This is a genomic window from Parapedobacter defluvii, from assembly GCF_014642075.1.
Classification (GTDB): Bacteria; Bacteroidota; Bacteroidia; order Sphingobacteriales; family Sphingobacteriaceae; genus Parapedobacter; species Parapedobacter defluvii.
Window position 1 is genome coordinate 1 of the sequence record NZ_BMIK01000038.1, and the last position, 12,188, is coordinate 12,188.

The 12,188-nt window shown below is 47.8% G+C and carries 7 protein-coding genes; all 7 read right to left on the bottom strand.

The genetic code is table 11. The annotated features are described in order from the left end of the window. Nucleotides 1–193: 193 nt before the first annotated feature. Nucleotides 194–1,357, bottom strand: coding sequence for an amidohydrolase family protein (locus IEX60_RS24390; RefSeq protein ID WP_188754010.1), 1,164 nt, complete (start codon nucleotides 1,355–1,357; stop codon nucleotides 194–196). A gap of 42 nt (nucleotides 1,358–1,399) precedes the next feature. After that, on the bottom strand, nucleotides 1,400–3,259 hold the full coding sequence (locus IEX60_RS24395; protein ID WP_188754011.1) for a DUF4832 domain-containing protein: 1,860 nt from the start codon (nucleotides 3,257–3,259) through the stop codon (nucleotides 1,400–1,402). 101 nt (nucleotides 3,260–3,360) lie between these two features. Further along, nucleotides 3,361–5,172: a RagB/SusD family nutrient uptake outer membrane protein gene (locus tag IEX60_RS24400; RefSeq protein WP_188754012.1), complete on the bottom strand. Its 1,812-nt coding sequence runs from the start codon at nucleotides 5,170–5,172 to the stop codon at nucleotides 3,361–3,363. A gap of 26 nt (nucleotides 5,173–5,198) precedes the next feature. After that, complete coding sequence (locus IEX60_RS24405; RefSeq protein WP_188754013.1) at nucleotides 5,199–8,585, bottom strand: SusC/RagA family TonB-linked outer membrane protein; 3,387 nt, start codon at nucleotides 8,583–8,585, stop codon at nucleotides 5,199–5,201. A 134-nt stretch (nucleotides 8,586–8,719) separates the two neighbouring features. After that, a complete protein-coding gene (locus IEX60_RS24410) occupies nucleotides 8,720–9,886 on the bottom strand; it encodes a FecR family protein (RefSeq protein WP_188754014.1) in 1,167 nt (388 codons plus the stop codon). A gap of 213 nt (nucleotides 9,887–10,099) precedes the next feature. After that, a complete protein-coding gene (locus IEX60_RS24415) occupies nucleotides 10,100–10,657 on the bottom strand; it encodes an RNA polymerase sigma-70 factor (RefSeq protein WP_188754015.1) in 558 nt (185 codons plus the stop codon). 277 nt (nucleotides 10,658–10,934) lie between these two features. Next, a partial coding sequence (locus IEX60_RS24420) for a DUF4832 domain-containing protein (RefSeq protein WP_188754016.1) occupies nucleotides 10,935–12,188 on the bottom strand: 1,254 nt, incomplete at its 5' end.

Consider the following 12,188-nt stretch of genomic DNA (forward strand, 5'->3'; position numbering starts at 1 on the left):
TTCTCGGTATAGTCAAGCGGCTGCAGTACGAGCGGAGCCTGACAGCCCACGATGACGGCAACCAAACAGGAAACGGTAAATATGGTTTTAGTTTTCATTAGAAAATAATTTGTTCTTAATGGTCTAATGGAACCTGCATTTTCATCGCCTTTTGCATCAGGCGATGACATGGCAGGTTTCATATGCGTTAATTTTAATATGCCCCTCCTTTATACATACCCATTATCTTTAATGCATTCTTGTTGTATACCTTTTCAAGAACTTCGTCAGGTAAATTTAATCCGTAAACCATCCATCTGCCTTGAAGTTTATGAGCAGGAGTGGTATCAAAATACTCGTCGTCGGTTTCCAGGACGCGAAAGTAAAGTCTAAAAGCCTCGGCATTCGGGGCTGTATCGGTGCCGAAAAGAATCCGGTCCTGATATTCGATGAAAAACTTCCTGGCCGTAAAGGGTTGACGTCCCAATTCATTGATACGAGCGCTGATTTCGCAATAATAATTAGGGTATTGATCTAACCACATGGCAACGCGGCCGAGGTCTTCCGCTAAATCGCAAACATGAGCACCAATAAAAACCGTATTGGGATGCTTGGCAATCACTCTGTTTCGCTGTGCGATAATCTCTTCTTTCGAATAAGGAAATGCATCACCATAAAACGATGTCATGGTCTGCAATTCGTCATAGCGTTCGTTGTAGCGATCGACCGGGCCTTCATGAAAAGCGACCGGATCGGATACGTGCATCAGCACCGGGATACCAAGCTCTCCACATTTTTCCCATATCGGATCAATGCGGGGATCATCAACGGGAATGTGTTTGCCGGTGTTATCCTTGTAACCTAATCCGAGACCTTTGTTTATTTTTAACCCCCGGCAACCGTCCTGCTTGACGGCTGCTTCTAATCGTGCTGCCTCATTTCTGCCAAAATTGGGTTCGTCGATCTTGCTGAAATCAGGTCTAAAGAAGACCTTAAATCGTTCGTTTGACTGACCTTTGGCGGCTGCTAAATTTTGCTTGTAACCATCGCCTGCCGACTCTCCGTCCAAATCAACCACCATCCATACTCCAGCCTTGTCCATCTCTTCCATATATTCTTTGAACCTGTTCGGGTTTAAGCCTCTTCTCAGATGATTATGAATATCAATGACGGGAAATTTAGCCCTGTACACGCGGGTTTCCTTGACAACCAGTTTACTGATGGGTTGCCAGTCGACAAGACGTACGTTGTCTTCTCTGATTCCCGGAGTTTCATTGGGGAATCTTGCATCACCCCGCTGATTTACAGGCTGCGCATGGATGATACCAACAGCACATATACACAGTATAGTAGACAAAAAAAATGTTTTTGTTTTCATTTGATTATAAGTTATAATTGGGCCTTTCGTGTTTATTGCTGCCTACCTGACTGTCGTCGAACCAATTAGGTTTGCGCCCAAATCAGCATTCCAACTATTTCCCTTATTCGCAAACCGTATACAGCGCTTATTGGTACTCTTTTCCTTGGGATCATTGATCTTTAAGTAGATATCATAATTGCCGGCGGGAACGTCTCCCAAAGTAGACATCGCAACCGAAAAGTTCAGATCACGCCATGCAGCGGTATTGTCCGGCCTGCCGTTGCCCCCTTCATCAGCCAGCCAATCCCTGGCGTCAAGGTCCGTACGTGCAATGTAAGCGTTGGAACCGGCTTTGGATTTCAGGATAACCGACACATTTTTCCGGTTGAGTATATTCCCAAACCCGACGTTCTGGATCTTCCCTTCGAAAGCCAGGGTACCCCGCCGTTCTACCCATTCACTTGCTTTGGCCTCGCGCAGCACCAACCGATAGCCGAATCGGTCGCGCATGTATTCAAGTCCGTTCCTGCCGTCATATACCGGGTCAAAGATGGCCGTTTTGGTTGGTCCGGTGAAAGGAGGGGATGTCTCACTGGCTGATGCCGGAAACGTAACCGGCGTAGTGACGTTTGCCTCATTGTAGATAAAGTCACTCCACCGCGAATAATTACCGTGGCGCATATTTGCAGCAGTTATCCGGAATTGCTGGGCTTCTAGGATAGCACCCGGCATATGGCCAAAAATATTATCGCCGATCCCGCCTTCTATTTGGGTCATCGTGTTTTGGCTATGTATCCAGTTGAAAAATCGATAACGATCATCCGGGGTACGGTATCTGCCACTGTTCGTATAATTTGATCCATAACTGTCATCGAAATATCCCCAACGCGCCTCGGGTGAGCCTTTGGGCGGAACAGGTATGGAGTCTATAACCGTATACGTGGTACCATAGGTAAGGTTATACCACGATAAGAATACACGCTGCGTTGTTAACAGAAGACGCGAATCGGGAACAACGTCTAAAAATGTATCAAAAAGTTTCTTATTAGCTTCCGGATCCAGTGCCATTGGGGAGGAGTGCTGTTCGCCCCATGGACCCAGCATACCCGTTTTGACACACATGATGATGTCTTCGAATTCATGGAAAATCGGCTTAAGTTGCCAAAGGTGATATTCGATCCAGTCTTTATCCGTATAGCCGGGTACATCGCACATGGCCGATGGATTATTGGGGGTTACGTATGCCGGTTCGGGTCCATGAATAAGTCCCTCGCGCAGATTCAAGTGGGGGTACCTCGAAGGTTCCAGGTAATTGAACCCATTTCCGTCATACGAGAATTTCACAAAGGCGACACCGTTACCGTCCCTTACCTTCTGGAGCAGTCCCCTGATGTAATCAAGCGCATAGTTGGTTAAGGGCTGTGTTTTTCCTGTTCTCGGGGCTCCGCTGACAGGATCTTCAAATAATCCATCCGCTTGGTAAGCTAAAGCACCTGTTGCCGAAAGGAATGCGTTTGACGAAAAGCGTGCCAAGTCAAATCCCATGAAAGATATGGAAGGAAGGGCAGACACCCCGGTACCACCTGCGTAGTTCGGGCTTATATTTTGACCATTAAAAAACTGGGTCTCTTCGATATCATCGCCCTCCACGGTACCGAGTGTTGCGAGTCCCACCAACGTCGCTCCATGGAATAGCACATCGTGGGCGTCAACCGGAACCAGGTGATCCACTTCGGGTGTAGTACCAAAATGTGTAGCGACACGCTGCCACCGGCCCCGATAGGGTCCCCTGTCCGGATTCGGAATATCAACGGGATTCTCTGTATAGTCAAGCGATTGTAACACAAGGGGTGCCTGGGCGTTTACCTCACTGGCAACCCAACAAAAAACAAGAACTAAAGATGTCAATTTTGCTTTCATCTGATTCTTTTTTGATATTTTTAAAACGCTCGGAAGATCAAGTCCTTTGGTAGGGTTTCTACCAAAGAACGTGATTTCCGGCATTCAAACATTCGCCCTGATCAGAGTTTGCCCGGGTTACGCACAACACCCGGATTAAGCACCATCTCATCTTCCGAAATCTGATGCGGTATCCGCGGGTCGTCCCAGTTGACCACCTCCCAGATGTGCGAACCGGCAAACCGGCGATCCAAAGGCCTTTGATTGCGGAAAACATCCTTATAGCGGAAACCTTCGTAGCAAAGCTCAAGGCGGCGTTCGTCAAGAACAACGTCAAGAATTGTCTCATATCCGCGCGGGCCCATATTGATAGTCGTCATCAATTGATCGCCCGAAAGGCCCGCACGGGTACGGATCGCGTTCACATCAGCCAGGGCGGCTTCAGGGTTGTTCAACTTTGCATACGCCTCGGCACGGTTCAATATCACTTCGCCCCAACGGATCATCGGCATGGAACACAGCATGGGATCGCCATCTTGCCACGAAAATTTGGTGTTAAAGATTTTTCTGTACGAGAACCGGACGTCTGCGGGGGGTGTGACAACAACGTCAATATCTGCTCCATTGTATGTGATATAATACTCAGGATACGTGTTTACGATTTTCTCCTTAATATAGATTTTTGCGTTCGTGTCGTGAAAAAAATTCTCTTCCAAGACTACCGGGTTATTCGGGTCAGCCGGATCTAGTTTGTTCATAAAAATAATGTACTTCCCGCCTTCGTCTTCAGCTAAATAACGATACTCATACCCATAAGTGACATAAGAAGGGTCATTACCAATACGAATGGGCCAACTGGCCATTCCTTTTACAGGTGCACCTTGAAAGGCTGGAGCAGGTGCAGCCGGAGACGGGAATTGATGGAAACTCCGCCAGCGAATATCGTCGTCGGCATAACGGGTGAACAGTTTGTACATCGGGTCAGATGTATAGATCTGTCCCCACCCGGCACCGTTGGGAGCTTGAAAGTACATGGATGCTACCGAACTGTTTCCCATGGTTTCGGGTGGTAACAATGCGATACACCAGAGCGTTTCGCGCGAAGTCTGCGTCCTTGTAAAATAGGTGGCGAGATCGGGATCGAGCACATCTGCCGGACTTGCTCCTGCAAGCATCTCGTTCACCGTATTGACAACGTCCTGATCCCTGCCCATGTAGAGGTACAACCTTGACAACAAGCCCTGTGCGGCACCTTTCCAGGCGTAACCGCCGTTATTGTCACGACGATAATCCTGTCCCATCAATTCGATGGCTTTTTTGAGGTCGCTCTCTACCTGCGCGTATATTTCGCCGATAGACGCCCTGACAACTTCTCCTTCATAAGGCTTCTCGGTGCGAAGTATCACAGCCGGATTGTCCGCACCATGAGCATACGGTCGCGCAAAGAGATCGCAAAGATTGAGGTATACATATGCGCGGAGAAAATAATTCTCGCCCAGTATATGATCGTCTCTCAGGGATTGTCCCTCCGTACCGACGCCAATGTTTGTGTTCACGATGTTGAGGATAGAATACGAGCAATACCACATATAGCGAACCGTTTCGTCGAATGAGACATCCCTGTAGTCATACGATTTCATAAATGGGTCGCTGGTAGCTCCCGCGATAAAAACATTGTCGCCCCGGAATTCGCTCATTTGGAACCAGTTTCTTATATAACGGGTTCTGCTGGACGATCCGCCGGGCATCGTGGGGTTTGAACGCGCAGCAAAAAACCACTGATAAGCGCCAATGGTAGCATATTCTATTCCGGACGGATCCTTTTCGAATGCAGCTGAAGTCAGCTGATCCACGGGCAGCAAATCCAGTTTTATACAGGAAGACAGAACACTGGAAAAAATTGCTGCAATGGATATCAAGATTATCTTTTTCATGTCTTATAATGCTTTAATGATGTTTATTAAAAACTTATATCTAATCCAAGAGCGAACGCACGGTAGAGGGGATAGCGCATACCTACAACCCCTGCGACGCTATTGATACCGGATGAAGACAAGTGGGTTTCGGGATCGGCTCCCGGGAATTTAGTGATGGTAAACAGATTGTCACCTGTTAACGTTATGCGCGCGCTTTTAAGCCTTACGGCGCTCAACAGGTTTGCCGGAAGCGCGTACCCTAAACTAATATTACGGACACGCAGGAAACTTCCGCTTACAAGCGTACGACTCGATGGTAATCCCGACTGGGAAGGATTATTCCGGATGGCTTTTGGGAAATCCGCTATATCGCCCGGTTGCTTCCACCGGGTCCATCCCAAGCCGTTGTCCATCGATGCGATGTTGTATTGCAAACCGCTGGCGTCGCTCTGAAAACCGTTTGAATTGAGTATACCGCCATATACAAAGTAAATATTGACGCCCAACGATAATCCTTTCCAGGATACCGTATTAATTAAGCCTCCGGTAAATTTGGGTGACGCTGTACCATGCCACATCGGCATGGCATCATCGTATATTGATGTAAGGCCTTCATTTTCAGTAAGGTTTCCTTCGCTGTCGCGCAAATAGCCCCACCACAGGGGTGCGCCATCGTCAGGATTTACTCCCTTCCATGTCTTCACGTACCAGCTATAAAGTTCGTGTCCTTCCTCCATCCGTTGCCGATGTGAGTCTGCCGAACCAACCATGATGGGCGCTCCTTTTCCAGGATTATCAGGATCTTCGCCGGGCAGTGATTCTATCCGGTTTCTATTGAATGACATATTGAAAGATGTTTCCCATCTCCAGTCCGAGGTCCTGATATTGGTGGAGGTCACCTGAAATTCAAGTCCTCTGTTGCTCACTGAACCCAAATTGCGCGTATAGCTGTAGAAGCCTGTACTGGGCGGCACAGGCGCGGCAAAAAGAAGATCCTTGTTGACATTTTTGTAAAGGTCTATGCTTGCTTCAACCCGGTTGAAAAGGGTGAAGTCGATACCGCTCGACAGCATGGTGGCAGACTCCCATCCGAGCTCAGGATTGGCAAGCCGCGACGGCTGAGCACCCGGAACTCCTAAATAGGTGGAGCCAAACCGGTACGTGTCCAAAAAGAGGAAATCACCAATACTGGAGTTGCCTGTCAACCCGTAGCTTCCGCGTACTTTCAGGTATGTCAGCACAGGATTGTCTTTCAGAAAATCTTCATCCGATGCCACCCAGCCTGCGCTCACGGCAGGGAAGTAACCTACACGGTTGTCGGGAGCGAACCGGGTGCTTGCATCGGCACGGAACGTAGCGTTGACTAAATACTTATCTGCATACGAGTAACTTAATTGTCCGAAAGCAGACCAGCTGGCGCTCGGAGTGGCAAATCCGTCCGTTATGCGCATGGATGATACAGTTCCCGTCGATATGACATCCATACCGCTGGGTTGTCCATTGGCGCTCACACCGATCTGGTAAGTTCCCTTGGATTCACTGATCTCATACCCCAACACGGCGCCTAATGTATGGCTACTTATCGTATGGTTAGCTTTCAGCAGCGTGGTATTTCGATAGCTCGGCAACGGATAACCGACTTCTTCTACATTTCGATTGCCTAGTGTAGCACCAGCGTGTACCTGACTGTTGTCGCGGGCATCGTAATGCTGCTTGCTCCAGCCTGTTTCTCTTCCCAGGCGGGTCGTGTTGGTTGCCGTCAGCCAGGACAGGATGTTCCAGTTGACTACAAAATCAAGCCCCATTTCGACACCGCCTGATTTGTCGTAGTTGTACAGCTGACCGTGAAACGGATTTTGACGGTTTGCATAATGCCATTCCATTTCCGATACCGGCGTATTGGCTATATCAATAGGAACACCGTTTTCATCGAATGGAAGATCCCATGGAAAACCGCGATAAGCCATTTCCGGAACAGGATGCCCCCATTCCTCGCCCCTTGAGTTCTCGCTCATGTTCATACGAACGCTCAAATCAAGCGTAGACGCGAGTTGTGTAGTGAAATTCAGGCGTGCGTTTGTACGCTTGAAAAATGTGTGGTCCAATGACCCCGCCTGGTTGTAATGGTTCAGGCTCACCATGTACGTTGTCCGTTCCGTTCCGCCCGTAGCAGTTGCATATATTTCCTGCGCATGGCCATTGTGGTAGGTTTCATTTAACCAGTCAAAATCCCTGTCCAGAAGCGACCGCGGGTATTCTGCCTCAAAATTTGGAATTTCCAGCGACTCATAAAATTCATATAACTCTTTGCTGTCAGCCACCTTGAACCTTCCCCATATGGGTTGGGTTATGGCGCTGTTCGCTCTTACCGTAAACACAGGCGCCTGATTGCGCCGTCCATGTTTCGTCGTGATCACCACAACGCCGTTAGCGCCGTCTGCTCCATAAAGAGCCGTTGAACCGACGTCCTTCAGCACGGTAATGGTTTCAACGTCGTTCGGGTTGTATGAACCTCCGGGGATACCGTCCACAACATAGAGGGGAGATTGTCCGGCGGTAATCGTCCCCACACCGCGAACAATTATATTGGCCGGTGTGCCGGGCTGTCCGGTGTTGTTGGTAACCGTCAGGCCGGCTACTTTACCCTGCAACATGGCGCCAAGGTCAGGAGTAACATTTCCGGTAATTTCTTCGCTTTGCAGCGTAACCACCGAGCTTGTCAATGCAGACTTTTTTACGGAGGTATACCCGACAACCACCACATCGTCGAGCGTGGTGCTTTCTTCCTCCAACACAACATTCAGACGTCCGGTTCCTATTTCCAGTTGTTTGGTTACATAACCTAGCATACTAAAGACGATTATTTTCGCACCGGAATTATTCAGAATAGAAAAATCCCCGTTTTCGTCCGTAACCGTCCCGGCACGTGTTCCTTGGAGCGAAACACTTACTCCCGCGAGTGGTGTGTTGTTTGCGTCGGTAACACGTCCGGCAATGGCGGTTTGTTGCTTTGTTGCTAGATTACGGTCGTTGTGGACGTTATTTCGGGTATCCTTTCGCTCGAATACAGTGACATTCTTTCCCCGTATACTGAAGTCCAGCGTTGAGTTGGCAAGTAATTTCTCCATGACCTTCTCAATATTTTCGTTTACTACGATAAAGTTCACCACACTTCTCCCTTCGATCAGACGCTCGTTATACAGAAAGTAGTAGTCGCCCTGTTCCTTGATCTCATTGAAAACCTGTTTTAGCGTGCCTTTTTTTACGTCTAACGTCACAGGTTGTGCCCTCCCCGAAGCATAGATGCACGTTGAAAGGGTCACGATTAGCACAGTAGTTATTTGTATCACTTTCATCAAAAATGAATAAATGGCAGTAGGTCTGTCGTTAAAGGAGAGGCATTCCCCCTTGCCATCACGATAATTTTTCATAATTTTACAGTTGTTAGGATTGAAGATCAGTGTTTCGATTCAACGGATGTGCGGATTTTTCCGCCTATTTCCGGTGGTGTTAAGGCCACCACCGGTTTTTTTTAAGTACGTTATATTTCCATAGGCTTCGTTACTTAATGGTTACTTTGTTTTACAGTCAACTTTCGGCCGTTGAATTCGTATGACAAGCCGCTTATCTCTTCCAGCATTTCCAGTACCTGGCTCAACTTCATATCACGGCTTATGCTTCCGCCAAACCGATCAGGTGGCAACGGTACATCATACGTCACTTCTACGTCATACCAACGGGCTAACTGTTCCATGATTTCGCTCAGACTATCTTCGCTGAAAAAGAAATATCCGTTTTTCCAGGCGAGTGCCTTTTCGATATTAGCCGTATGTACCGAGATTTCTGACAAATGGGAGGTTGCGGCAAACCCAGCTTCTACTACGGCTGTATGCCCTCCAGCCTTTACGCTCACACTCCCATTTACTACCACTGTTTGTACGTGTGAACTTTCATAAGCGGATATATTGAAAGCTGTTCCAAGTACTCTTATTTCCTGGTCGCCTACACTTATCTTGAAGGGCCTTTCGGGATCTTTGATGATGTCAAAATACGCCTCGCCATACAAAACTACCCGCCGTTCTGTTGTCGAAAAGCTTGCCGGAAATTCGATTTTAGATTGGGAGTTAAGCCAAACTACGGAGCTATCGGGGAGTATCAGCCGATATTTTCCGGCCCTGGGCACAACAAGGACATTCATCGGCGCGGATGTGTGTTTTGCTCTTTGCTTGTCAAAGGAAAAATAATCCAGCTCTCCCTTCTTACCATACACCGTCGATCCATTGACCTCCTGAACTTCGACGCTACCGTTTCCAAGCGCTATTTTCTTGCCATTGGCCAATGTCAGCGTTGCTAGGTTTTCGCCTGGGGGCGCGTCATTAGCCGGGGGAGTCGTGATATTTACAGGTGAACGCAGGCTCGTTCGGAATACCAATAGCCATACCGCAGTAGTGATCAGTAGCAAAATTCCTGCAGCGTATTTTAAATAGGCAAAGGAGGTTTTCCTTGTTCGTACGTTACGCGTAACGTTCTTCCAGGCATTAACCGTGTCCAAAGTTGATAGCTGTGTCAAACGCTTTTGGACATTGACCGTGTCTTTGTATTCATCGATGATTCGTTGGATATTTTCATCCCGACGGGCGAGATCAGCTAGCATCTTTGCCTCCTCGTCAGTTAGCTCATCTTTAATGTACCTCACGATTAGTTGTCCAATATGGATGGCATTCTCGTACATTCTTGTTATCCTGTTTGTTCCCTTAGGAAACTTCAGCAGGGAAAAAGAATGTAAACAGGATAATATCAGTTCTTTTTTTAGATTAACTGGCTGAATTACAGAAATATAATTTCAACTATAAATGCTGTTGTTTTATGCTGGCTCGAACTAATATCCGTATCAGTGGGATAAGGAAGATGTGTATTTTTGTAACGTTATTGGGAAAAGAGGTGTTTATTGGTTTCCAATAATAAATAAGATTAAACCGTAGACCTCCGGATTCAGCTTTTTCCGCAACAGGGATAATCCCCGTTGTTTTTGGCTTTTTACCGTATGGATGGAGATGTTTAGCTGCTTGGCGATCTCCGCGTTGTCCAATCCTTCAAGATAGCCTTTTCTGAATACGGCAGCACACCCCTTTGGTAACGCATTGATTGCGCCATACAGTTCGCCGAGGATTTCAGCATGGATGATATGATCGATGATATCCGAGTCGGTGTCGGGATGTGGCAGATAGCTTTCCTTATAGCGGTCAACGATAGTTTGGTGTCTTAGCCGATTGAAACAGGCATTTTTAACGCAGGTGTACAAAAAGCTTTTGATTTTAGATGATTCATTTGGCAACTTTTCAGGGCTTTCGCAGATAGTAGCAAAAACATCCTGAACAATGTCTTCCGCAGTGTCGGGATCTCTTATCAAACGCAAAGAGAAATCGCACAACCGTGGATAGTAGCTGTAGAATAAAGCCTCGATAGCAACCAATCGCGACGTACCGGGAAAGAACACTTTCATAACGTCAAAAATTATCTGTCCAACATTAGTAAAATCAGATATTTCCCATCCCGGCTATGATGTAGCCCATTCAGATAGTTGTTTACTTCTTGGTTATTTGTTATGCAATGTAGAGCATTGCAAGTGCTTTCATGCAATGATAATAAAGAAGCGTCAATCTGCCAATAGTTCAAGAATATCAAACGTTTGCGTAATTTTCGGGTATACGGCCCGTTGATGATACCAGTTATTCCATAGAAACTTTGTTGTGGTATCTGGGAAGCTTCACACCTTTAACCTATTTTACCGTTGTCGAACCAATTAAATTTGCACCGAGGTCAGCATCCCAGCTATTTCCCTTATTCGCGAACCGTATGCAGCGCCTGTTGGCGCTTTGCTCTTTGGGATCGTTGACTTTCAGGTAGATGCCGTAATCTCCGGCGGGAACGCTGCCAAATTCGGACATCGCAACCGAGAAGTTCAGGTCACGCCAAGCAGCGGTATTGTCGGGCCGGCCGTTTCCGTTCTCATCGGCCAGCCAGTCCCTGGCATCCAGGTTGGTAAGTGCGGTGTAGGTGCCGGAACCGGTTTTGGATTTCAGGATAACCGACACGTTTTTCCGGTTGACCACATTGCCGAAACCGACGTTCTGGATCCTTCCCTCGAACGTCAGGGTACCGTTCTGCTTTACCCATCCGCTTGCTTTGGCCTCACGCAGCACCAACCGGTATCCGAGCCGGTCGCGCATGTACTCCAGTCCGTTCCTGCCGTCATATACCGGGTCAAAGACGGCCGTTTTGGTTGGTCCGGTGAAAGCCCTTCCATTGAGCTCTTGTTCGTTGGCTGGGAACTGAACCGGCTTCGTGACGTTTGCTTCGTTATAGATAAAATCACTCCACCGGGTATAACGGCCATGTCTCATATTCAAGGCGGCTATCCGGAGTTGCTGGGCTTCTAGGATAGCGCCCGGCATATTGCCATGTACATTATCACCGATTCCGCCTTCTCCTTGAAAGATTTGGTTTTGCTTATAGATCCAGGTGAAAACTTTATAACGATCATAGGTGCTATTACCGTATTTGCGGTTGATCATGGAACTACCTTCGGAAAGCGATCCATTATCAGTCCAACCTCCGGCGGCATGGCTGTCGTTGAAAAAGCCAAAACGTGCCTCCGGTGAGCCCTTTGGAGGAAAAGGCATAACGTCTATATTGGTAAAGGTATAAGTAGTACCATACGTTTCGTTATACCATGCCAGGAATCCACCCGCATGTGTTAAAAGTGCACGCGAATCGGGCACCGCATCTAAGTATGCATCCAAGAGCTTCCGGTAGGCGTCCACATCCTGAGCCAACGGTGATGAGTGCTGTTCGCCCCATGGGCCAAACATTCCGGTTTTGACACACATGATGATGTCCTCGAATTCATGGAAAACCGGTTTGAGCTGCCAGATGTGGTATTCGATCCAGTTTTTGTCCGTATGGCCGGGTACATCGCACATGGCCGAAGGATTATTGGGGGTTACGTATGCCGGTTCGGGCCCGTGGATCAG